This window comes from Burkholderia alba (assembly GCF_034721475.1).
Taxonomy (GTDB): Bacteria; Pseudomonadota; Gammaproteobacteria; order Burkholderiales; family Burkholderiaceae; genus Burkholderia; species Burkholderia alba.
This window is the reverse complement of the sequence record NZ_JAWJWL010000027.1, coordinates 1-24660: the sequence shown is the minus strand read 5'-3', so window position 1 is coordinate 24660 and position 24660 is coordinate 1. Positions and strand designations below refer to the sequence as shown.

Below are 24660 nucleotides of genomic sequence, written 5' to 3'. Positions count from 1 at the left end.
AGGTAGTCCATGTATTCATACGAGGACCGCGTTCGCGGCGGTCGAGCTGTACCTGAAACTCGGGAAGCGCATCAAGGCGTCGAGCATCGATTGATCGCATGCGGCCCACGAACGACGCCCCTCAAAGAAGGGGGTGTTGAGGCTCTCAAAATCCGCTAGCCGTGGCCACAAAATCCGCTAGCGGAAAAACACTGTAATTTTTTGATATTACGGAAAATTCTATTCTTTATATATTCTGTCGGCGATGTTGCCTTTTGGCAACTCGTCAACGGAGAAAAAGTGCTGCATCGGCAATCGTAATCTCTATTGATCAGATGGGTCATTTGACCTTCTCGATCTTTCCGCATGCGATCGGCAATGTAACGTGAGTACCGTATGATCCGACTTGGCCGCCGACACTATCGGGAAGAGTCAAGGACGTTGGCACGCCATGCACCATGAATACACGTTTATCCAAATCGATCTGCTGCCCCTCATAGGTTTTGCCAAACTTTGCTTGGAGTGTCGTCAAAGGCACGATCTTCGTGTACTCGTAGCTCCCTTTGGCATTTGCCTTCGGGTAAGTGTCAGTCGGGATGTTCATTACCTCGGGCTTATCATTGAACGGCACCATCGTCGTTCCCATCGACTGACCTGTTTCCATCAAATCCACGAATCCATCTCCGTTGCTATCGTTCGCTGCGGTAGGACATTGCGCCTCAGCACCATCTGGGAATCCGTGAAAATGCTCCCAGTGCTGGATGTTTGGTGGAGTTCCGTCCATTTTGACGTGGATAACTAAATTATTTCCTTTTATTTTAAATGTGGCCGTTCCTGATGGGTTGTATCCGGTTTTGCTGGAATTTAATGATGTTATATGGGCAACATAATTTTCCGATTGCGCAATAGCCAACGTAGAGGTAGTGAGAAAAGATGCGAGTAATATGTGTTTAAAAATGATGGGCTTCATGGCTGCATCTCCATCTGGTTTTATTGATCACCGAAAGTAAGGTCCACGACATTCCATACCTGATCGCGCTACTCCGTCTTTGGGGCGTCCCTTCGTTGGCGGTAAGGTTACACCAATCGCGAAGGTCGATGCGGTGATTTAAACGGACTATATGTTGTCTGCTTTGATCATTTCCAAAACACAAACCGCAATGCCATTGTCGCGTTGAGAAGGTGCTCGGTAGCGTAGGATGTCGAAATGAAAAAGCAATCGCCCTATCGTGGACATCGGTTTCCAGCAGCCATCATCAGTCAGGCCGTGCGTGGGTATTTCCGCTTCCAGCTGAGCCTGCGTGATATCTAGGCGTTGCTGTTCGCGCGCGGCGTGATCGTCAGCCATGAGACGATCACGCCGCTGGTGCGACAAGTTCGGTGCGGGGTTCGCCCATCTCGTCAAGGCCGCCCGACGCAAGCCGGGCGGCACCTGGTATCTCGACGAGATGGGGATGTCGCTGCGCGGCGAGCCCTATCTGCTTTGGCGCGCCATCGACGAACACGGTGCCGAACTCGATGTGCTGCTGCAGAAGCGGCGCGACAAAATCGCCGCCAAACGTTTCTTCCAGCGAGTGCTGCACACCTGCCCGGCACCGCGCATGATCGTCACCGATCAGCTACGCAGCTATCCGGCGGCCAAGGCCGACATTCCGGAGCTCGCGAATGTGAAGCATGTACTTGTCAAAGCTGCGGCGCGCGTGAACAACCGCGCCGAGAACAGTCATCAGCCTACCCGCGAACGCGAGCGTCGCATGCACGGGTTTCGAGATCCGCAGCGCACGCAGGTATTCTTGTCGTGCGTCGGCCCCATTCGGCAACACTTCGCGCTCAAACGTCATGTGCTACGCGCGCCGCTCTATCGCAAGCAGCTCGCGACGCAGTTCGAAACCTGGCGACTTCTCACCGGCATGACCCAAAATCCGTCTTTCGCAGCCTGAGCGACCGGCTGAACACTGCGGCTTTATCCCGCCAGCCCCAACGTGACAATGCCTCACGCACCCATTAAACCTTGACGCGGGACGCGAGCTGCACGAGCAGGCGCGCGACCTCCTCCGGCTTCGGGAAGTCGGCGGTGCGCAGCACCAGCTGCGCGCGCTCATCGAAGAAGAACACCTGCCCAGTGTGCCGGTCGATCCCCGTCGCGCGACCGTTCAGATAATCGAGCCATGCATCGAGCCGCTCGGCCTCGGGGATCGCGCCTGTCCAGGCCGATTTCGCGTCGAATTTCGCGAGCCAGTTCTGCATTGCCTTGGGCGTATCGCCGAACGGGTCGATGCTCGCGGAAACCAGTTGCAGCGGCAACCGTCCAAACGCGGACAGCGTGTCCTGCACCCTCGCGAACAACGCGCCCTGGATCGGACAGGTCGCGCTGCAGCCGGTGAACATCAATTGCAGCGCGGTCGCCTTGCCGGTCAGCAGCGTGCGCATCGTCGTCCGTCCGGCGGTCTGCGTGAGCACCTTCATGTCGGGCACGCCGCGCGGCGGATTCACCGTGCCGGCCTGATTGTGCGCGTCGGCCGGCCGCCCGACGCTCGCGAGCGTCATCCAGCACGCCATGCGCAGCGCAGCCCTGCGTGTCGGGGAGTGGGTCATGGGATCGTTCGGGAAAGGAGGGCGGGTGTTTCCGGCCGGCCCGTGAGGACTCGGCCGTTCGTCATGAGGCATGGGTCAGATAGCGCCACACGTCCGCGCATTGATCCTGCGTGAGCGCATAACGCGGCATCGTCTCGTCGATCATCACGTCGTCGGGACCGATGCCGTCGCGCAGAACGCGGCAGAACGCCGCCCGGTCGTACGCGCTTGCCGGGCCGCCGCGTCGTACGCGGCTGTCGAGCAGACGCGGTGCCGTCAATGCCGGCGCGAAGCTCGCCTGTCCGGCGCGGTCGACGTCGGCATGGCAGTTCGCGCAGCGCGTCGCGATCGGCGGCAAGTCCTCGTCGTGGCCCGCGAGCCGCGCCACCGCCGGCGACGCGCCCTCGAACAGCGCGCGTCCGCGTTCGGCCTGCGCGTCGAGCGCGATCGGCGCGCGATGCCAGGCATAGCCGATCGCGCCGAGGCCGGCCGCCAGCAGGATCGCCAGCGCGACGCCGCGTGCGCGCATCGGGACGGGGGCATGCATCGTCTTGTTGCGCATCACGGACCATAGATCACGCTGATTGCGTTCAGATACACCTGACTCGCGCCGGCGAATCCGTAGATCTTCCGGCCCGCCGGCACCGTGTAGTCGAACGGAATGCTCGTCGTCTGGCCGAGGTTGCGGCCGTACGGACCATAGGTTTGCCCCGTGTTCGACACGAACGTGATCTGCCCGATGGTCTTGCCGGGCGTCGCCGCGCCGTAGATGCGCACGAGGTACTGTCCGGCCGGCAGCCTGAAACTGACGGCGTCGCCGCCGTTTCCGCCGTGCGCCGGCAACGCGCCCGCGCTGGTCACGCCCTGGATGCTGTCCAGCCAGTAGCCGCCGCGCAGGTTGACGCCGACGAGCGGATTGGCGGCCTGCACTGGATCGGAGAAGGCGGTGCCGGTCGTTGGCGTGCCGAAGGCCGTGCCGGTCGAGAACGTGCCCGGCGCATAGGCTTCGTCGCCGCCGATCTGCAGCACGTAGGCGGTGACGGACGCTAGATCGGCGGCGCTCAGGCTCATATTCGTGTGGGCGGCTATCGCGGCGTCGACCGTCGGCGCGGAGCCGTCGTGCAGGTAGGGCGCGGTGGCCCACACATCGCGCAAGGTCGGCGTGTCGAAGCCGGGCAATGCGCCGCCCAGGCGCTTCCCGCTGCCGGGATACAGCGTGCCGATGTCGCGCAGACTCGTGGTCGACGCGCCGGCGAACGTGAAGCTGTCGGTGAAATTGACGCCGCCGTGGCAGCTGGCGCAGTTCGTCGCGAAGATCGTCTTGCCGGCGACGGCGGTGCTCGTTAGCGTACCGTCCTGATTCCGGTACGGACTCGGGCTGAACACGTTGAGCGACGACACGTACGCGGCGAGCGCGTCGAGATCCGCGCTCACGCCGGCCTTCGGATCGCCGAGCGGTTGGCTGCGCGTGCCGGTGTTGAACTGCGCGTTGCTCATCAGCCCGGTACCTTGCGCGAACCCGCGGATCTGGCCTTCGAAGTCCTGGATCTCATCGAAGTTCGCACTCCAGTGCTTGTTGCCGTGACCGCCCGCGCGACCGAGCAGGCTGATCGTATTGCGCAGCCCTTCGCCGAGGCTCGTGAAGTCCCAGACCCGGCCGTCCTCGCCGCCCTCGTTGTGACAGCTCGCACAGCTCATCCAGCTGTCGCGCGCGAGGCGCGGATCCTGCGCGTCGTAGAAGAACTGCTTGCCGAGTAGCACGTTGGCGGGTAGCTTCTCGACGCCGATCGTGGCGACCGTCGCGAGCTTGGGCAAGCGTAGGTTGCCGAGCTGCAGAAGCGGGTTGAGGTCGTAGACGGATACGGTGCGATCCATGAAGTTGTTCACGTACAGCTTCGTGCCGTCCGACGACAGGCCCAGCCCGTTCGGCGCGCGGCCTGCCGCGACGCGCAGCAGTTCGCGCCGTCCCGCCGCGTCGAGCACGGCGATCTCGCGCGAGGTTTCGAGCGCGACGAACAGATAGACGCCGTTCGGGTGATAGACGGCGGCGGTGGTGAAGCCGCTGTTCAGGTGGAAGACCCGGCCGGGCAGGTCCTCGGTGTTCGCGCGCAGATCCAGATGCGAGGTGATCGCCCGCACCGACGTTTCGAAGTCGAGCGGCTTGCCGTCGCGGTACGAGCCGCGCTGGATGTTGTCCTGCTTCGACGGCACCCAGGCATGCGCACCGTCCGGCGAGAGGGCCGGCGCACCCAGGTAGTTCGGCACGCCGCGCCCCGACACGAGCGTATCGGGCAGGCCGCTGAACTGCAGCACGAACTGGCGCACCTTCGCGAGCGACGCGGGATCGAGTTCCGTCACCGCGCCACCGGTGGCCTGGCCATTGACGCTCGTCATGACCGTCTTTGCGCTTTCGCCGGGCTGCGGCGCGGTGATAAAGCGGCTCGCGAAAAGGCGCGAACCGTCCGCGCTCATCGCGAGTTCGCGCACGCCGGGCACCGCGACGCTCGCGCTTTGCGCGAGGCTGCCGTTGAACTTGAGCACCTGACCGAGGGCTTCGAGACCGACGTAGGTACTGCCGTCCGGCCCGACGATCACGCCGTAGGGCTGCGACCCGCGCGGCAGCGCGACGGTATTCACGATCGCCAGCGTATCGGTGCTGACGACGCTCAGGCTCGCGCCCTCCTTGTTCGTCACGATCGCGGTTGTGCCGCGAAGCGCGACCGTGCGCGGCTGCGACCCGACCGGAATTTCGCGGACCAGCGTATTGCTGGCCGTATCGATCACCGACACGGTGCCGTTGTCAGGATTGACGACCCAGAGACGATCGCTCGCGCCCTTGCGCTTCTCCACCGCGAGGTTGGACGAGCGCGCCGCGCTCGCGCCGGTGGTGGGGCCGCTCGTCACGGCCTGCACAAAGTTGCGTGTCACGACCGTGCCGTTCGCGTTGGTCGCGCTCACCGTCACGGTGTAGACGCCCGGCGCCGCGTACGTGTAGCTGGCGGCGTTGGCGGTGCTCGGCTGGGTCGTCGAGCTGCCGTCGCCGAAATTCCACGTGTAGGTGAAGTCGCCCTTTCCGGCGTCGACCGTGTAGTTCGCCGCGCTGCCGCTCAGAACGGGCAGCGCGCTCACCGGCTGGATCACCGGGATCGGTGGCTGGATGACCCAGTTGAAGCGGGTGCTGGCCGTGCCGCCGCTGCCGTCGCTGACCGTCGCGTTGACGACGTACGTGCCGGGCGTCGTCGGGAAGCCGGCGATCACGCCGGTCGACGCATTGAGGAGCAGGCCGGGCGGCAAGCCCGTCGCCGAATAGGTCAGCGTGCGGTTGCCCGGCTCGCTGGCCGACAGCGTGATCGAGGTCTCGACACCCGCATAGGCGGTGGGCGGAATCGGCGTCGCGATCACCGGCACCACCGGCGTGGACATCACGGGCGCGTACAGGACGCCGATCGCATTCAGATACTGGCCGGCGCTGCCGGTGAGGCCCACGATATGCATGCCGGCCGGCACCGTGTAATTGAACGGGGTGGTGCGCGTTTGTCCCTGGTTCTGCCCGTACGGCCCGAACGTCTGTCCGGTGTTGGTGACGAAGCTGATCTGGGTGATCGTCGAATCGCCGGCGATCCCGGACATGCGGACCAGATACTGCCCGGGCGGCACCGTGAAGCTGCTCGCTGTGCCGCCCGCGCCGCCGCCGTGCAGCGCCAGCGCGCCGGACGCGCGCACGCCCTGGATGCTGTCGAGCCACCAGCCCGCGCGCAAGTTGACGCCCATCAGCGGGCCGCCGCCGCCGTCGGTGAACGAAGCGCCGCCGCTCGGCGTGCCGTAGACCGGGCCCACGGATGGCGCGGACGACGCGGCATTGACGTCCCATTGCAGGGTCGAGCTGATCCGGCTCGCGCCGTTCGACACGATGATCGTCGGAAAGAACGTGCCTTGCGCCGTGAGCGTGCCCGTGACGACGCCCGTCGCGGCATCGATGGTGAGCCCGGGCGGCAGACTGGTCGCTGAATAGGAGACGGCCGCGCCGCCGTTCGCGCCGGCCTGCACGGCGAACGAGACCGGCGCGCCGACGAGGCTCGTCTGCGAGTCGGGCGCGACGAGCGTCGGCGCGCCGTTGCCGCCCACCGTGATCATCTTCGCGACCGACGGCGTACCGTTCGCGTTCATCGCGAACAGCATGTACATGCCCGGCACGGCCCAGCCGGGATTGCTCGGCACGTCGACCTGATAGCTGTTCGTCCCGTTGCTGCTGAACGTCAGTGACAGCCGCCGCTGATCGTTGTTCACCGTGTGCGTGGTGGACGAGAGGCGGACCAGCGAGAAGCCGGTGACGGCCGAGTCCGTCGACACGGTGACCGTGCTGCCATAGCTGACGTAGCTTGGCGCGCTCGTGATCGCGGGACGCGGCGCGGGCGTGCCGTCCGGGTTGAGCAGATAGTTCGGCGTGAGAATCTGCAGGTCCGGATGGTTCGCCGCGCACCCGGCCCCGCACAGGCCGCCGCCGGCGACGAGCACGCGCGCGTCGGTCAGTAGGACGGCGACGCTGTGATAGTTGCGCGGGATCGCCATCGGCGGCAGGGCCGTGAAGGTCTCGGTGACAGGATCGAACACCTCCGGCCGCATGACCGAGTTGTTGTCGGTGAACTGGCCGCCGACGGTCATGCCACCGAGTATCATCACCTGCCCGTTCGGCAGCACGACCGAGTTCTGGTACGACCGCGCGTAGTTCATCGGGTTGATCTTGCGCACGTTGACGCCGGCGTTCAGGTTGATGACGTACGCCGACGCGCTCGACGGCGCATTCATGTTCTGGGGCGAACCGCCGACTTTCAACACTTTCCCGGTGTCGTACATGACGGCGTTGCCGTGGAAGGCGAAGGCGTCGTCGCCGCGCGCGCCGGCATTCGTGACGCTGCCGTTGCCGCGCGTGTCGATCCAGTGCATCGCCTTGCCCGGGCCGGCGTGGAAGGTCTTGCCGTTGCCGGTGGGAATCAGCCACAGGTGGCTGTCGGCCACGTAGGGCTCGGGGGTGCTCTGCCCGGGCTCCAGAAACGGCTGGATCGGCACGCCCGTCAGCGGCTTCCAGGCGCCCGTCGACGGCGACCATAGCTCGGCGTTCTTCGGCGCCGTGCCGCCGAGCCACGAGCCGCCCAGCGTAAGCACGGTCCCGTCGGCCAGGACCGTATTCGAGTTGTAGGCGCGCGGGATGGTCATCAGCCCCGATGCAGACCAGACGTTGTGCGCGGGATCGTAAATGCTCGTCTTCGCAATGTCGCCGCCGCCCGCGATCAGCAATCGGCCGTCCGCGAGATTGCTCGTGCCGGAACAGAACATGTCGTGGCCGGTGTTGCTGACGAGCGTATCCGACGACGTGTTGGTGGCCGGGTCGTAGAGCGTCGAATAGGTCATGCCGCCGGGGCCGACCGTGAAGCTGAACTTCGCATCGGCGGAGAACAGCAGGACCTTGCCGTTCGGCATCGTGGCGGCGAACGAAGGTACCAGCGACAGCGTCGTCACGCCCGACCATTGCGACTGGGACGGCGCGGCCATCGCCATGAGCCGGCTGCGCTGATTGGCGAGCGCGGACGTGAAGTCCTCGCCCGCGACGGTGTCCTTCGAATCGCCGCCGCATGCATGGAGCACGAGTGCGGCGACCGGAATCAGCAGAAGTGGCAGGCGATGCGCGGCGATTTTCATGGAAGCGTCTTGTCGGATGGTCTGGCGGCAACGGGCGACGCATCGCTGGACGCGATTCGCGAATACCTTGTCTGGCGCGAACACACCCGGAAAGAGTTGGATTGCGCGCTGCCGCGTGTTTTGTTTTAAATCAACAGAGCGGAATGAAGCATTCCGATCGACCGTCCTGGACGGCGCTTGTCGTACGCCGTGCGCGTATCAGCGCGATGGCTTGGTCAGCCTTCGGCTATCGGATCTCTGAATCCATGCGGCTCATGCGTGCGGCAATGATCCGCGCTGTAAAAAGCGCAGCTGGGTCGACTGTCGGCATAGTGTAATGAAACGAAAATGTTTCGTTCAGTGGGCGGGATTACACAGCGCGATGATTGGTGGGCATTGTCACGTTGGCGATGGCGGGTAAAGCCGTAGTGTTCAGCCGGTCACACAGGCTGCGAAAGACGGATCGGTCAAAACCGTGTCGGTACCAACAAACCTCTACAACCGCTGACGCATCCGCACCACAGCTTGTTAATTTATTACAAATAAATAACATCTGCTTGCGGCCGCGCCCCCGATTCTTACAAAATGTCTACGCTCGACTCATTCGAGGTCCCATCCGGCGGCGCTCACGCCACCTCCGAATGCGGCGACTTTTCCCACACTTCCGGATTACACCGCAGTAAAGGCCGCGCCATGACCTCTCCCGCTTTCAAGTCCGTACGGCTGAACGATGTTGTCCTGCAACCTTCTCCAATCAATCCAGAGTGGATTCTCGACGGGAGTCCCATGGCCCGCTGCGGCCAGTGGTCGTGCAGTTCCGACTCGACGACGTCGATGTGGGTCTGGGATTGCACCGCGGGACGCTTCAACTGGTACTTCGAATGCGACGAAACCATTCACGTGATCGAGGGGGAGGTGATCGTCTCGTCGGACGGCCATGAGCCTCGTACGCTGCGCGCGGGCGACGCCGCATTGTTCCATGCCGGCAGCCGCACCGAGTGGCATATCCCCGAGTACGTGCGCAAGCATGCGGTTCTGCGGCCGCCGATCTCCAGGCCGGTGCTCTTCGTTCACAAACTCTTCCGCAAACTGGGGAGCGTGTTGAACAGGTATGAACAAGGTAAGGACTTGTGCTCTGCAGACAAAGGTAACCCCGGTCGTTCGGTCAGCAAATCGCCGAATTAAAATGAAGTCGCTGGTCGTCACGCTGCCGTTTTGATCGCAGGCAACGTAGCGAAGCAACCAGTATGTGACGGACAATTTCTAAGCTGCCTACGCGGCAGCGAACTTGCGAAGCTGTCCGATCCCGGCGCGCTTGCGTTTCTAAGCTGCCTACGCGGCAGCGAACCTGGACCGCAAACGCCACGCGGCCGGCGACTTTTTCTAAGCTGCCTACGCGGCAGCGAACTTCTGATATCTGAACGCCCCCTCGTTTTCCGTTTTCTAAGCTGCCTACGCGGCAGCGAACACGAAGACCGGTCCTGCATGGGCGAAGTATATTTTCTAAGCTGCCTACGCGGCAGCGAACGGTACGCGCATTCGGACGCTCCAGACAGTTCTTTTCTAAGCTGCCTACGCGGCAGCGAACTGCCAGACGGAAGATCATCATCGTCTGTGGAGTTGCCCCTGTAATCCCGGACACAGCGTCACACTAAGGTTGCTGAATCCATTGAGCGCCGGAACTCGCGAGGCGAGCGGTACTTCAGTGCGCTATGGGGATGCTTCTCGTTGTAATGCTCGAACGCGATGGCCAAGTTGCGTGCAGCAGTCGCTGCATTCGGCTTCGGCATGAAGGCGACGTAGTCGCGCTTCATCGTCTTCACGAAGCTCTCGGCCATCCCGTTACTTTGGGGGCTACACACCGGCGTGGTCAATGGCTTCAGGCCGATGGCCGCTGCGAACCGGCGCGTATCGTCGGCCGTATAGCCCGAACCGTTGTCGCTCAGCCACTCGATTTCAGACGGTGTATGCAGCTTGTTGCCAAACCGATTTTCCACTGCAGCCAGCATCACGTCGCGCACGATGTCGCCGCTGTGGCCTGCCGTCGTAGCCGCCCAGCTCATCGCTTCGCGGTCGCAGCAGTCCAGCGCGAACGTCACTCGCAGCGGTTCGCCGTTGTCACAGCGGAACTCGAAGCCATCCGAACACCAACGCTGGTTACTGCGCGCCACGGCCACTTTGCCATCGTGCCGACGTTGCGGCCGAGGCGGAGTTGGACGACGTTGCATCAGCAGCCCATGCGTGCGCATGACGCGATAGATGCGCTTGGCATCGAACGGCACCAGCCCAACCGCAACGCGCTCGTTGCGCAACGCGCCCCAAACCCGGCGATAGCCATAGCTGGGCAAATCGCCGACAACGCGGCGGATTTCCTCGACCACGCTCGCATCGTCCGCCTGCCTCGATTGACGGCCATCGCGCCACGTCGCCGAACGCGACAGTCGTGCCGATACGTTCGAGCGCGACACGCCGAGAACTTCACAAACCAGTTTCACTGGTCGTCCTCCGGCAGCGAGGGCGAGTGCGCTATCCATTTTTTTGCTCGGCCATACTCGACTGCTTCGCGGAGAATCTCGTTCTCCATGGTCTTCTTGCCGAGCATCCGTTGCAACTCGCGAATCTGCTTGAGTGCATCGGCCAGCTCCGATGCTGGAACCACTTCCTCGCCAGCCTTGACTGCTGACAGGCTCCCGTCCTGGTATAGCTTGCGCCAGTGGAACAGCTGGTTCGGGTTCACGCCGTGCTGGCGCGCGACCATCGAAACCGACTTCCCCGGTTCGAAGCTCTCGCGCACCATTGCCAGCTTCTGCTCCGCCGTCCAGCGCCGCCGACGCTCCGGGCCCGTCAACACTTCCATCACTTCCTGCCTGGTGTTAGTCAAAAACACAGTCTTATGCCTACCCGCTAGTTTAAGTGAGAGGCTATGTCCGGTGTTTCAGGGGGCTGCTCCAGTCTGCGAAATTTCTAAGCTGCCTACGCGGCAGCGAACAGGAAGTCGAGTCGTCGCAGATCCATTCGATCTTTCTAAGCTGCCTACGCGGCAGCGAACCATGACGACTCCGTTTCGGCCAGCGGCCGGTGTTTCTAAGCTGCCTACGCGGCAGCGAACCGCGTCTGCAATCGCTTTGCGAATAGTGTCCTTTTCTAAGCTGCCTACGCGGCAGCGAACGCGCACTATGCGAAGCTCCAGCGTCTCGGCATTTTCTAAGCTGCCTACGCGGCAGCGAACCCGCAAGCAATCGGCGTGAGCGTGTTCGAGTCTTTCTAAGCTGCCTACGCGGCAGCGAACGTCGCCCCGCAGCCCGCGCAGGCCGACGCACCTTTCTAAGCTGCCTACGCGGCAGCGAACGAGCACGTCGGCAAGCACACCGATGGGATCGCCTTTCTAAGCTGCCTACGCGGCAGCGAACACGAACGGGCGAAGCCGCCGGCCGACTGGAATTTTTCTAAGCTGCCTACGCGGCAGCGAACAAGAAAAAGCGCCCGCAGACAGCACGGGCGTATTTCTAAGCTGCCTACGCGGCAGCGAACTTCCTGGATCAGATCGCGATTCGTGATGGTGATTTCTAAGCTGCCTACGCGGCAGCGAACTTAGCGTCGCGGCGGTTCTCAGCTCGCGATACTTTCTAAGCTGCCTACGCGGCAGCGAACCGTACTCGGGGTACTCGCCCTCCTTATTTTCTTTTCTAAGCTGCCTACGCGGCAGCGAACGCCATCGTCTGCGTCCTGAACTCGTCGATCATTTTCTAAGCTGCCTACGCGGCAGCGAACACAGCGTCACGTTCCGCGCCGAATGTGCCGCTTTTCTAAGCTGCCTACGCGGCAGCGAACTCGACTTTGTCGCGCACGCGGACGACGTTGATTTTCTAAGCTGCCTACGCGGCAGCGAACAAGGAGCTCGAGCGCCTAGTGTTGTGGTGCGTTTTCTAAGCTGCCTACGCGGCAGCGAACTCATCGGGGCTTTGAAACGACGCTTCCTGGGATTTCTAAGCTGCCTACGCGGCAGCGAACTCGGCGTGGCCGGGCTCGCGGCGTCGGACCTTTTTCTAAGCTGCCTACGCGGCAGCGAACAACGCGACGGCGACAAGACATTTAGCGAAAATTTTCTAAGCTGCCTACGCGGCAGCGAACGCGGCAACGATAGCGCATGGGAATCACGACGCTTTCTAAGCTGCCTACGCGGCAGCGAACTAGACTTTGGTCATGACTTCGACTCCGGAAGGTTTCTAAGCTGCCTACGCGGCAGCGAACTCCCATGCGCTATCGTTGCCGCCTGCCGCGCTTTTCTAAGCTGCCTACGCGGCAGCGAACGCGTCGGCCGCTATCACATACCACGCGGCCGATTTCTAAGCTGCCTACGCGGCAGCGAACATCTCGGTCGACATCCTGCCGAACACGAACGTTTTCTAAGCTGCCTACGCGGCAGCGAACGTCGGTGCCGTCACCGATCTCATCGCCCAGCATTTCTAAGCTGCCTACGCGGCAGCGAACATATGGAGAGCCCGGTACGCTCGATCAACTCTTTTCTAAGCTGCCTACGCGGCAGCGAACCAGTCAGCATTGTGCTGGCGGTCTCAGCGGGTTTTCTAAGCTGCCTACGCGGCAGCGAACGAGAGAGCCTGAAACCGTACCTTTCTCAGTTCTTTCTAAGCTGCCTACGCGGCAGCGAACGAACTGACCGGCCTTGGCCGTGCGCGAACGCTTTTCTAAGCTGCCTACGCGGCAGCGAACTCGGCGAAGCGGCCGACAAGCCGGAACTGATCTTTCTAAGCTGCCTACGCGGCAGCGAACGTCGAGAACCTGCGAGTACTGCTCGCTCTCTTTTTTCTAAGCTGCCTACGCGGCAGCGAACTAACCCCAAAAACACCTAATACATTGATTTATAAACAATATTTACCATAAACCTCGAACCACCCCAATTCCCACCCCCACCGCTAACCCATTGATTCCTATAGCAATGGGAATCCATCCAGGAAAAGGGTTAAAACCACGGCACGGTTCCCCCCTGGCTCAGGCCATAGCTATTGAATGCCCCTGGCACCGCTTCCGCCAGTTCCTCCGCTTGGTCGACGAACAGACAAAACGGCTGCCCCGTACTGGCGCTCCGCAAATGGATATACGGTAAATCGGGGGTCCGCTCCACATCGTCGGGAATCGCAGCAACCGCCTGATCGGCAGTCTCGCCCTTGCGTCGCATACGGCGACGGCGCAAGCGCTCAACATTCGTTTTGAACTGCCGCCGCTGCACAACACGATGCATCGCTCCCGGTGGAACAGGCATGGCCCCGGTCACCTGGACGTGATCCCGCATGCCTTGCAACCACGGCTCCGTCATCAGGCTCTGCAAGATCGTTGCGCCTCCGTGTAGCCTCAACACCCGGCCCAACGATCGTGGCCGCAGGCTGTACCCGGGAAAGCTGATACCGATATCGTCGGCCCGAAGCTGCACCAGCACCCGATGCAGTTTTGCCACTAACGCGCCCAGCAAATGCGTGTGGCTGAACTCCGGATCGGGCAGCAAGGTGATGTCGATGTAATGGGTTGTCATGACTGTCAGCTCGCGTCGCCGAACACCCCGCCGCGAATCAGCACGGCCATCACAAAATGCTGCTGCTCCGCCGGCGGCGTCTTGTCCTTGAGCAGCCAGTCGTCCAGCAAAGTATAAAAATCCTGCTTCTGCTTGGGCTGACGGTAGGCCTTGCCTTGTGTCGTGACCGAACCGTAAGGCTCCACGGCGATCGGACCCAGATCCCCTGCTCCTTCGTACCAGGTATCGATGGTCCGCACCGCGTTGCCGATCTTTTGCGAATGGATCGCAGCCACGTCCTGCACGCGATAAAGCGTCTTGCTCTTGCCATTGCTCCCTTTGTCCAGGATCAGTTCCTGCGACGGGAACACTTCCTGCCCTCGTCCAAGGCGTACATAGGCCGTCACCCGCAGCAAGACATGCTCATGCCCCGCCAGGCCGGAAGCAATCAAGCCGCCCAGCGCCGTCACTTCTGGATCAAGCTCATCCAGAGCACGCAAATTCAGCGACAGCGCATCAAAGGACCAGGTTCGGGCCGACTGGCCGTTCCGCTGTTGCGCGACCTCCACCCACACGCTTTCCGCACCGATGCGATTGCGCCACAAGAAGCGCCCGTTGGCCAGGTTGGCCGCATAGCGGTTCGCCAATTCCGTGAAGCCTTGCTGCGCGACATAGTCGTTCACCACGCTCTGCAATCTGGCTCGATACGCGGCACTATTGCAAGCGGAAGGCGTGCCTGCACCTGCCAGCACGCGCAGCGTGAACTCCACCTTTAGCGTGTCGGCATCGGCCGGCAGCGTCGCAACATCGACGGTCTGAAGGTTGGGGTTTTCGATGGCCGCATCCAGCTTGGCCGGATCCTGATCCTTGGTCTTCAAACGGTTCGAGATCGTACCGCGCACCGATTTCACACCGATGCCGATCGGCCCCCAGGCCAGCGGATCGTCACGCTCATCCCAGCGACCGGCACGGAAAATCGCATCGGACGGATCCAATTTACGTTCAAAGGCGAGGACGGAAGCAGTGGTCAGTTTTTCAGACATGGTGGACATCCTGCAAAAAATGAAATGAAGGCAGACAGCGCGATCCCGCACGGATCGCCCATCCACGGGTCAAGCACGTTCAATCGAAATCGGGCATGTCGTTATCGGCCCATGCAGCGGGTAAATCGTCATGCACGTAGCCACTATGGCATCGGTACAAGCCGCTCGCCGCATCGGTTTCAGGACGCCACAACAGTTCGTGTACGTAACTCAGTCGATGTGGACTGATCCATTGACCCAACGAATAAACCGATTCCACAAAAACAAAAGGAGTGGATTCATCGCGCGCATTGGCGACGGAGCCACCCGCCTGCGGCTTTGTCAACGCGGCATAACCGACCGGTATCGGCACTGTCCAGCCCGCACCCTTTGGCCTGTCAGGATCTGCCCAACGCAGTTTTTTACCGCGGACAGGCTGTGCCTCGTCGCCGGTTGCCTCTTCTTTCATCGGTTGATGATTGAAGCGCGCCGCATGTAGCCACGCATCGAGCAACGTCGCGTCGGGACGTTCGCCTCGAAGGGTTCGATGGCGCTCCGCCAGCAAATCGTCGCGCCCAACCAGGACATAGCCGGGCAGCCACTGGCGTCGCCAACGGGCGAATACCCGTGCCTGCTCCTCGTGATCCTCCGGCAGCACGGCCATCCACGGGCTGGTGCGTCGTCCCGGCATAGGTCGGACGGGTAGTACTGTTCCGCCGGCAATCCGCATGCGCGTCACGATATCGCCGATCTGCTCGGCCCATTCGGTGAGTTGCTTTTCTTGGCCTCGCGACAGCGCAGAACCTCCGCTCTGCTCCGGAGGTTGGACCACCTCGAACACCACGGTAACATCCAGATGAATGCGGCCTTCCTCCACGATCGCGGCGGTGCCGCCATCCTTGTTCACCGGGTTACGCGTCAATCGGAACGTTTTCACATAGCCGTCCATCACCTGCTCTTCGTGGTGATGGCAGATCACGCCCACTTGCTGCAGTTTCAACGGTATGCCGGCGGTAACGAACTGACGCTGTAATGCCCACATCAACCCGGTGAATGCCGTGATGGAGGGGAAGCCATGCGTAAGGGGGCTGGAGATCGCATTGGCGTTCTGCACGCGAAGGTGTGGAAGTACAAGCAAGGCTTTGGCGGCGGGAGTTGAGATGATGTGGCTCATCTTTCCTCCCGCTGCGCCATCATTTCCTGATGCGTCTTGCGAAATGGGAGGTACCCCGGCGCATCGAGCCGCTTGCGCGTTTCACGCAGTTGCCGCACCCAGGCACCCTCTTCACCCAGCAAGGTCCGGCGCCACTCACGAGACTCGGCATAGCCGACGTCGGGAAACTTGTCCTTCAACCGGGCATTGAGCCACTTGCCGAAACGCTCGCCGATCCGGACAGGCCAATCCATGGTCAACCACCGACGGGCAAACTCCCCCTCTTCCGGCAATTCCGCCCGCAATGGATCCAGCCAGAGCGCCTCTTCGTCTGCCAGATCCTCGAAAGAGCGATCGCGGGTCCAGCCAGCAGGACACTGCAGCAGTTCGCCTGCGTAGACCACGAGTTCGTCGACGAGCCGGTCCCTCAACTCGCGAACCCGGTCCCGGGTATGCATATTGGCGGTCGGATCGCTCGACAAAAACGTCTTCAGTTCGCGGACGGTCGCGCGCACTGAAGGACGTGCGCCAAAGGCGCGTTCGAAGACGGAATTCGCGTTGACCGGAAGCGTGTTTCGTCGAGCCTCCCAAATAGGTGGCAGCGAAGCCAGCAGGTAGTTGTGGCCGCGCCGCTCGCTGTTGAGCTGCGAGATGTTGTGGGGTTGCGTGCCGCCCATCTTCTGCACAGCAAGATCGCGAAACTCGCGATAGACACCGTCGTATGGCAAACCTTCCCGGCGCGCCTGACGAGCCTGCTTGTTAGCCTCGCCAAAGCGGACATCCTGCACTTCCTCGTAGACAACCTGCGCCAACGAAGTGGCATGCAGCGGCGCGAGCAGGTGGTACAACGCATCGTCGCCCGCGTCGTCGCCCACCAGCCAATACACCTGTTTGGCGCGCACATGCGAGCCGGCGCGCCCCTCCCGCTCGGCAGTCAAGCTGACAAGTGCATCGCGCAAAGCTCGCGCTTCGGCGGGGTCGTCCGCGAGCGCCTGCAATGCAGCGGGATCGCTGGCATGGAGCGCCTGCAGCAGGCTGCGCCCATCGACTTCGAGTTTCAGCAGCTTGTATACGTCGAGCGCGGCCGCATTGCCGACTACGTCGGCAATGAAGTGGTCGCCGAGCGCATGACTACCCAGTTCATCGAGCGCCGGTAAATCGACGGGTGCGATGTAGAGATTCGTCCCGCGTGCGTCGGGGTGAATGGGTTTGAGCGAATGCGTGACGGCCTGGATTTGCTTGACCCGCCTGGCCGCATCCTCCAGCCACGGCCCCCGCTGATGTTCATCGATCAGATCCTGCCGCTTCGGATCATCGGGCAGGAGCTTTTCGAGTTTGGTCTGTAGACGGCCATGCAGGAATGTATCGATGGCCGCACGGAAGCTTGGGTTGCCTCCTGTTATCGGTAAGTCGGACATCCGGTTTCCTTCTGAACGAGATGATGGAAAATCCCCCCAGTCAGCGCATCCCCACTGAGGAGACAGCAACGGCTGGCTTCCCAGCCTCAAGCTTCTTTGAGCGAGCGGCGGCTAACCGCCGAAATACCCTCCTCCACGAAAGTGGCAGTTGTAGATTCCGAAAGTACTGCGCTGATACCCCCACGACAGCAGCTGATACCTGCTGTCGTGTTTTCACCCTATACCAATTAACTTTTATTATCTAAAGAAATTTATGAAGCATGCTATGCCTCCATCAATCTCATCAGTTACCGAATAGGTAGCTCAGAAAAATTAGCGTTTCTTAGCTGATTCCCAGTCCTGCCGCATAGGCAGCCCACCTCTCACCCCTTGTTGAACCCCAACAAGGGGTGAAACATCCACCCCGTTTCCGACTCCGGCAAGCTGGCGGTCGCCACCCGTTCCGCACCGGTGGCCAGACTTTGATCCTGTGCATCACCCCATTGCCGCAGCAGTTCCAGCAGATCGACATGACACCATGGGCCAATCCCCGGTCCGGCCAGGTCGCTGTCGGGCACCCGCACCAACAAGTCACGGATATCGACATAGGGAGATTTCCCACGCTCCCGCCGGTCGATGACCCGATGCAAGCGCAACGCGTCCTCATCCTCCGTGGGCAGCAACACGACATCCTCCCGTCGCCGCGAATCGTAGCGAAAGCGCTGTAACTGCGGCAGCAGACCGGTCAACCAGATCCGTGCGCGTTGATCGGAATCATGGTGATACCAGTGCCGGGTGGCGTCACGTGCGACAGGCGTATAGAAAGCGCTGGCCTCGTCGCGAGGCAGCATGGTGTCGCGCATTCGACCGTGCTCCAGATCGACCAGACTGAGCATCGGGCGTAACTCGGCTGCCTGACGGACACGCGGTTGGGCATCGATAGGCCAGCCGCCCGCTCCGTCGGGTAAGTTCAGCAGGTCGGTCAACCGATGGGAACGCAAATGAAAGTACGCGGAGGAATCCTGCTTTTCTGATGTGTTGCGGTTCGTGGGCCTGGATATCCGATTCATTTCGAACCCGGGCCGACAGAACACCGGCTTGGTATGATCGCGTCGCTCGAAATATCGCAGGTTCGTATCGAACACGGCCATATTCGCCCGTTCCACGGATCCGGAGCGATGACGCCGCACTCGCCCCGCGAGTTGGATCAGCGAGCGCATCGAGGAGGGTTCGGCGATTGCCCAGTCCGCATCCCAGTCTCGTCCGACCTCACAGACCGGCGATGCCAGCACCACGAACATCTGATGCGATTCTGGATGCCTGTCGAGCAGCGCTCTCACTGCGGGACGCGACAACACCGGATCAGCACCCCCCCGCTCCGACCGGCGATCGAACACACTATCGAGCTGCTGTTCGAGATGCGAGCGTGCCAACAGCGGAAACTGCGCGTGATAGACGCACAGATGAACACGCACGTCGGATGACGGCGCACCTAGCCGGTACATCGCCAACGCAACATCGAACAACGGATTGATATTGGCCATGCGAATCAACCCGAAGCTCACTCGCTTGCCAGTGGCAGGATCAATCCCGTGATTCTGCGCGTCTTGATGCAGCGTCCATGCACGCTGCAACGCAAGCCGGGCGAATGCTTCGCGGCGCGCGTCTTTTGCCGTCGATGCCCAGGCCTCTGGCAACGGCACCAGCATGGCCCGCCGCCGTATCTCCGATCGGGCCAGTTGCGCACAACGCCTTTGTACAAAAGCCTCATGTGCACTGCCGAAGCTATCGCCATCGGCACAATCCGCATGCGATTGCGCGAACTCATCGACCCAAAGGCATGCCACGCGAGGCAATTCGGCAGGTCGCTCCCCCCTACTGCGCTGGTAGTGGCGCCGACCATCCAGGTAAGCCAGATACAAGCCGCGCACCAGCGCCGGCGGCAACGTGGCCGATGACAGCAGCACGCGCGCGCCCAGGAGCCCCGCCCAATGCACGAGGCGCGTCAGCGCTGGCAGATCGGCCATATCGAAATCGTCCGGCTCATCAAGAACAAGATCGCCGGTCATCAACCTCAACATGGGTGCGATCTGACGTCCGCCGCGCAGGCTTTCGGTGGCAGGTGTCAGATGATCGACCGTACAGACCAGTAGCGGCGCGCCAATCAACGAACGTACCTGCGCTTCGTCGGTCAGGCGCTGCAGCAGCGGGTGCTGATCATTGCCTTCGAACAGCACTTGCCCTCCCTCGTCGAGCAATGCCTGGGCAGACGCGGAACCCGTCGCTTCCGCCTGCGCTTCCCAGTATTCGAACAGCGCCCGGCTGGCCGCACCGCCCACCTTGATTGCGAGTTGATCGTCATTCAGCCCCAGGTCTCGCTGAAAACTGCGTCCGGTTTGCAATGTCAGCGTGCGCAAACCGATCGCAAACGCGCAACGCATACCACGTTGCGGATCCGCAAGCGCATTCATGATGCGGGCGTTGCCGAGCGTCTTGCCGCAGCCGGTAGACGCCATGTTGACAACAAAAGCGCCTTGCTCCGCCGCACGCACGCGCACGCCGGCCGCCAGATCCGCGGCTTTGTCCTGCCAGTGAAAGCGGGGGTCTGTCGCGCGCTTCTTGAGGCCACGATGGTTCTGCAGCGCGGGCAGGCTGCGTGCCAGTGTCGGCAACGAGCGTGCTACCAGCGATGCATGGGCCTGCACGCCAAGCAAGTGCTCGTCGAGCGTCTGATTGAAAAACGGCCCCGCACCCTTCAGTTGCAAGCGCTCGATGCCCCGCTTTCCGAGCGTGTTGGCGTACAGCGGGTAGCCGTCGCTGCGGTAAGGTTTGCGCCGGATGTCGTCTTCGATGCTGGAATAGTGATGATCGGCCAGCATCAGGCATAGCCGCGAGAGATGCATCGTGAACGGATCGTCCAGTACAGGAGAAGTCGCCCGCGTACCGATCAGCTCCATCAATTTGCGTGCATATCGCGCTGCCTGCTTGCGCCACGCGTCAACGCCCACCGGTAGGCCGTGTGGGAATTGCCAATGCTCGATCACCGTGGCGACCTTCGCTTCCTCGCGCGGCTCGTTCCAGTCCGCACTGATTTTCCGGAACAAATCCAACAGATCGGCACTGTTGACGCCATCGATATGTGCACCGAACCGGCGCCACCGATATTGCGGCTGCTCGACGTCGGCGTCTGCGCTACCGTCTCTTTGCGGGACAGGCATGCAGGGCATCCGGTGGTGTGTCAGCACCAACCAGGCCACGGCTTGCGCCAATGGCGGCAACGTTGCGAACGGCAACCGCATGCCGGCTTGCGGTTCATCCAGCCCATCGCGCAGCAGCCGGCCTCCGTCATGATCGAGCCATTGCGCCTCGAACCCCCGCCGATCCAGAGGCGTATCCACGCAAGCGGCCAAGCGACCCAACCATTCGGCGTCGTCTTGCGCATCACCGACGAACGCCTGGAACAGTCGCACCGATACCCATTCGTGGCGGTAATGATTCCGCTCCCGCACGCCCGGCTCCCGTAGTCGCGCCTGGAACGCCTGCGTTGCCTTGCCCAGATCGTGCAGCAGCGCGGCTAACGCGGCCAATGCCGTGATCACGGGCAGATGGTGCCACGCACTTTCATCCTCGGCGCGCAATACGTCGTTTGCCGTCGTATTCGTCGGGACAGCACCTTCCACATTGAATTGCCGAGCGTCGCCGACGATCCACATCAACTCGCTGTGATCGCGACCGCGTATCCAGTGGCAAGCGATAGCGGTATTCTTGCGCGCACTCTGGCGCAACAGCTTGCGCACGGAGTCGAGCCCCGCCTGTGTAATCGGCGTTTGCCAAGTGCGGTCGCCGCGCCGTTCAGCAAATTGGTCTAGGATGCGCCGGGTTTCCGTCAGCGCTCGCTTAGTGCACTGCGAAACGAACAGCACGTTCATGATCGCGGCTCCGGCGCATTGGCAAGGCGCGCCGTATCGATCGCGATGGTCTTGAGCGTATCGATGATGAAGTCGAGCGATTCGTCGCGCGTCAGTGCTTCGATGCATTGACGGCGGAACTGCTGCTCGTCGTCACCGCGCATCGCCGAGAGAAAGGCTTGAGGCAAGATAACCGCATCCTTGATCAAATCGGCTGCGTCGAACACGAGGCCACCACGCCGTGTCTTGCCGTGCAACACGGCCAGTCCGTGAGGCAGGCCCAGCACCCAGGTCGCCGTGGCGCCAAGGCCGTACCCCAAATAGTTACCATGATCCAGGAATCGATTGGCGGCGTCGGTGCCGTTGCCGCGTTTGGCACGCGTGAAGTCGCCATAGCCCACCGTGTCGACCGCAAGCTTGAACAGCGCCTTCGTCAGACGAGCCTCATCGGTCAGTAGGCCCGTTACATCCGGTGCATCGGCGATCTGTTTCTCAAATTGCAGCACCAACGCCTGCAAACGATCGACGTCCGCCGAGAAACCCGCCTCGCGCAATGCACGCGCGCTCCATGCCTGCTGCAACCGCCGCAGACGATAGGTCTGCAGTTGTCGGGCGGCATGCAGGCGCAGCGTATCGTCGAACCAGAAGCGCACCCACGCCTGCAGGTACTCGGTTGGGCGATATTCGCTTTGCGGCGACATCCAGGCCACTTCGACATCGACCTCGTTGGCGCTGAACAACGGCGTGCCGCCCCCTCCGCAAAACCCCACCAGCACGCCCGCTTTGGCCAACTCCCGCATCGCCGCCTGCGTAATGGAAGTACCGGTACCGAGCAGGATGCTGGTGGTGTTGGCGATGGGAATATTCCAGTACAGGCTTTTCTTGCCGGCGTCGGTTACATATTCGACTCGCCCGCCGTTCACTAGCACCCGGCAATGTTCCAGGTAGTAAAAGTTGGCACGCTTGGAATGCAGAATGTTCTTGAGATCCGAGGCTCGTATCGACTCCACATGCGCTCCCGTCTTGTTATGTATGTTCGCTGATGTAGATGGATTCTACGACGGTTGGAGTTCCAGGATTTCGTGGAAAGTCTATAACCAACTGATGGAAGATCCTTCAGGAGGCGAAAATGACAAAGCCGCTACGGTATGGCCCCTCGCCATCGGCTTGCAGGAGCAGGTGGCAAATCGCCATGAGCGGCTTGGGTCAAAAGCCCCGGTCGTGAGCGTCATGGAAAATGCGTCGTGAAGACGTCAGGTATGGATCGAGGAAGACGAATAACCGCGATCCGTTACGTCGAGAACGGCAACTGGCCCATATCGAATAATCGGGGCACCCAAACTTGTCGCACCAGCGTCGAATCGTTTCATGGCTCACCGCGACGCCCCGCTCGAACAGGCGTTCTTCGATGTCGCGCAGGCTGAGCTGGAAACGGAAATACCAACGAACCGCCTGGCTGATGATGGCCGCTGGAAATCGATGTCCACGATAGAGCGATGTCGTCTTCATCCTGTCAACCTACGCTAACGTGACAGTGCCGTGGACGGTGTTTCAGGGAGCTGCTCCAGGAGAAATCGGGTTGACCACAAATTATAATTTAAATACCCATCAATAAGAATTTTTAGATCAACCCAAAACACAATCAACAAATCATTGTTTGATTAATTAAATTAAAAACCAATAAATTATTTCACTTTGATTTGAAAGTTAACAGATCCAGTGTATGTCGGAGATGTTGTCGGCGCCGAGGTTCTATAATAAAACACACTGCCGCCAGTGGCGACAAATCCGGAAGGCGTAGTGCTGGAAATCTCAACAATCGGCTTGAACTGAATATCACCACTAACCGAAATACTCGTAGAGCTTCCTTGCGGAAGAAGCTTGCAATGAAGTTCGTTACCTCCTCCCTTCACTTCACACGCAGGTTTAACCCCTCTAAGCCCCGAGATTGCAATTGTTTTTTGTTCCGGAAAAGTCACGAACGGTGCTGATGCCGTAAAAATTACGTCCAACGGATCTCTTCCGAAATAGATATTATATTGCCCGGGATTCACCAAAACATATTTTACATTGGCGTTAGTCGTAGAGTGCGTTTCAGCCTCTACTGACGAAGGAGCGCCATTTTGGGCAAAGATGGGAACTCCGTCGGCTGCCAATACATAGGATGATCCTTGAATCGAAATTCCAACGAAAACCAGACATGAGACAACAGTCTTTGAAAGATTATCTTTCCGAATCGAATTCATAGATACTCCTTGCATGTATTAATCGGATGAAATTAGCTTCAAGTGCGAAGTGCAACGCCTCGCGAGGTTAATGCACGGAACCCTGGTCCATGGAGTTAGCCAAGACATCAGTAAGAACCTCCAATCGAGCGCACCAATTCAGCGTGGTACGCAGTGGGGTGGTGAGGTTGTCGGCAATGGCATCAAGATCTTCTGAAGAGTGGATCGACAAATCGGGGCCCGTGGGTAGCGACTACCGTAGCGTTCCTGGTTGTCTCCTATGCGACGAATAGGATTCCCAATTGATTCCGCGCCACACTGCCCCCTTGCACTCGATTCACTCCAGGTTCAGCTTAGGCTAGTATTCGCCCGAACAAAATGTAATAAATGGAAGTAATTTGTATTGATTACGTAATATTTGCGTGAAATAGCACGTTGGTCGTAAGCGGTAGATAGGTATTGTCAACTTGGGGGTGCGGACGACAACTTGGACTACCAGGAGGTAGTTCATGTACTCGTCTGCATCCCACGAAGCTCAGAGTTCAATAAATCTCAACAGTCGCGTCGCCCGTGACCCGTCGCGCCTCGGACTCGCTCACACACCGATGATCCTCAGCGGCCTTGCCGATCGCCGCCGGCAGATTGGAGACGACGTCGGCCAGCTGGTCATCGATCTGATAGGGAATCGCCAGCTCGTATTCTTCGTCCGACAGCGGCGTCACCGCATACCCGTCGAAACACCAATGCTCAACAAATTCGATGGCGTGCTGACGCCCACGTGAGCGGCCCACTGGCCTGATCCGCACCCTGAACCGCACCCGTGCCAACGGTCCGGCCTGACGGTCCCTGGCCGGCTTGACCTCAGCTTGCGCTGAGGTTGCCGAGACCGGAACCTCAGCCGCCACCGGCTGGCGCTTCCTAAAATATCGCCCTACCTCCTCCCGGATCCGACGCTGCTCGGCCGTCACATAGACGGTCGTGGTCTGCAACGACGCGTGGCCCAGTACCCGCTGGACGACGTCGAGCGGCACCTCGACCGCGGCAATCGTTGCGCCGAGTGACGGCGCGTGCGCACGCAGCCACGCCACCAGCACGCGCGCGACCCGCGCCGATACGGGGCACTGATGCCGAGATCGCAGCATGGGCACGCGTACTTGACCCGCTGGAGCATCCCGCGCCGTTTACAACAGCTACGCCAT

Annotated in this window: 14 protein-coding genes, 2 pseudogenes and 2 CRISPR repeat arrays; of the genes and pseudogenes, 2 read left to right on the top strand and 14 right to left on the bottom strand. The window is 61.0% G+C overall.

What is annotated here, in order from left to right; all coding sequences use genetic code 11:
• Positions 1-319: 319 nt before the first annotated feature.
• On the bottom strand, positions 320-949 hold the full coding sequence (locus RZR99_RS25990) for a hypothetical protein (RefSeq protein ID WP_323122649.1): 630 nt from the start codon (positions 947-949) through the stop codon (positions 320-322).
• 237 nt (positions 950-1186) lie between these two features.
• On the opposite strand from RZR99_RS25990, the pseudogene RZR99_RS25985 reads away from it, so the two are divergent.
• Positions 1187-1919: pseudogene (locus RZR99_RS25985) on the top strand (IS6 family transposase).
• 64 nt (positions 1920-1983) lie between these two features.
• Here RZR99_RS25985 and RZR99_RS25980 read toward each other — a convergent pair.
• The 3 genes from RZR99_RS25980 to RZR99_RS25970 form a co-directional block, all read right to left on the bottom strand.
• Positions 1984-2574 (bottom strand): SCO family protein, encoded by a 591-nt coding sequence (locus RZR99_RS25980; protein ID WP_323122648.1) that lies wholly within the window; start codon positions 2572-2574, stop codon positions 1984-1986.
• A 61-nt stretch (positions 2575-2635) separates the two neighbouring features.
• Positions 2636-3100 (bottom strand): hypothetical protein, encoded by a 465-nt coding sequence (locus tag RZR99_RS25975; RefSeq protein ID WP_323122647.1) that lies wholly within the window; start codon positions 3098-3100, stop codon positions 2636-2638.
• A gap of 14 nt (positions 3101-3114) precedes the next feature.
• A complete protein-coding gene (locus tag RZR99_RS25970; protein WP_323122646.1) occupies positions 3115-8250 on the bottom strand; it encodes a jacalin-like lectin in 5136 nt (1711 codons plus the stop codon).
• A gap of 672 nt (positions 8251-8922) precedes the next feature.
• Between RZR99_RS25970 and RZR99_RS25965 the strand changes: the two genes are divergently transcribed.
• The gene (locus tag RZR99_RS25965) at positions 8923-9414 is read left to right on the top strand and encodes a cupin domain-containing protein (protein WP_323122697.1); all 492 of its coding nucleotides are present in this window, start codon (positions 8923-8925) and stop codon (positions 9412-9414) included.
• A 75-nt stretch (positions 9415-9489) separates the two neighbouring features.
• A CRISPR array of direct repeats spans positions 9490-9817; the repeat unit is 28 nt; unit sequence TTTCTAAGCTGCCTACGCGGCAGCGAAC.
• A 58-nt stretch (positions 9818-9875) separates the two neighbouring features.
• Here RZR99_RS25965 and RZR99_RS25960 read toward each other — a convergent pair.
• The 10 genes and pseudogenes from RZR99_RS25960 to RZR99_RS25915 all read right to left on the bottom strand — a co-directional run bounded on the left by RZR99_RS25960 (position 9876) and on the right by RZR99_RS25915 (position 24603).
• Positions 9876-11086, bottom strand: a protein-coding gene (locus RZR99_RS25960) for an IS3 family transposase (RefSeq protein ID WP_323122645.1) whose coding sequence is annotated in 2 segments (ribosomal slippage) — positions 9876-10771 and positions 10771-11086 — 1212 coding nt in all. Because the reading frame shifts where the segments join, the coding sequence is not laid out codon by codon here.
• 103 nt (positions 11087-11189) lie between these two features.
• A CRISPR array of direct repeats spans positions 11190-13081; the repeat unit is 28 nt; unit sequence TTTCTAAGCTGCCTACGCGGCAGCGAAC.
• Positions 13082-13210: 129 nt separating this feature from the next.
• Positions 13211-13777, bottom strand: coding sequence for a type I-F CRISPR-associated endoribonuclease Cas6/Csy4 (gene cas6f / locus RZR99_RS25955; protein WP_323122644.1), 567 nt, complete (start codon positions 13775-13777; stop codon positions 13211-13213).
• A 5-nt stretch (positions 13778-13782) separates the two neighbouring features.
• A complete protein-coding gene (csy3, locus tag RZR99_RS25950) occupies positions 13783-14799 on the bottom strand; it encodes a type I-F CRISPR-associated protein Csy3 (protein ID WP_323122643.1) in 1017 nt (338 codons plus the stop codon).
• Between the two features lie 79 nt (positions 14800-14878).
• Positions 14879-15952 carry a type I-F CRISPR-associated protein Csy2 gene (gene csy2, locus RZR99_RS25945; RefSeq protein WP_323122642.1) on the bottom strand — a complete coding sequence of 358 codons (1074 nt, stop codon included), beginning with the start codon at positions 15950-15952 and terminating at the stop codon, positions 14879-14881.
• On the bottom strand, positions 15949-17349 hold the full coding sequence (gene csy1 / locus RZR99_RS25940; protein ID WP_323122641.1) for a type I-F CRISPR-associated protein Csy1: 1401 nt from the start codon (positions 17347-17349) through the stop codon (positions 15949-15951). Before csy1 ends, csy2 begins: the two co-directional genes overlap by 4 nt.
• Before the next feature lie 362 nt (positions 17350-17711).
• Entirely contained in the window at positions 17712-21257 is a 3546-nt protein-coding gene (cas3f, locus tag RZR99_RS25935) for a type I-F CRISPR-associated helicase Cas3f (protein WP_323122640.1), read from the bottom strand.
• Positions 21254-22246 (bottom strand): type I-F CRISPR-associated endonuclease Cas1f, encoded by a 993-nt coding sequence (gene cas1f, locus RZR99_RS25930; protein WP_323122639.1) that lies wholly within the window; start codon positions 22244-22246, stop codon positions 21254-21256. Before cas1f ends, cas3f begins: the two co-directional genes overlap by 4 nt.
• A 325-nt stretch (positions 22247-22571) precedes the next feature.
• A pseudogene (locus tag RZR99_RS25925) lies at positions 22572-22745 on the bottom strand (IS6 family transposase); the annotation flags it as partial.
• A 176-nt stretch (positions 22746-22921) separates the two neighbouring features.
• On the bottom strand, positions 22922-23482 hold the full coding sequence (locus RZR99_RS25920; RefSeq protein ID WP_323122638.1) for a hypothetical protein: 561 nt from the start codon (positions 23480-23482) through the stop codon (positions 22922-22924).
• Positions 23483-24003: 521 nt separating this feature from the next.
• Positions 24004-24603: a hypothetical protein gene (locus RZR99_RS25915; protein ID WP_323122637.1), complete on the bottom strand. Its 600-nt coding sequence runs from the start codon at positions 24601-24603 to the stop codon at positions 24004-24006.
• Positions 24604-24660: the final 57 nt, after the last annotated feature.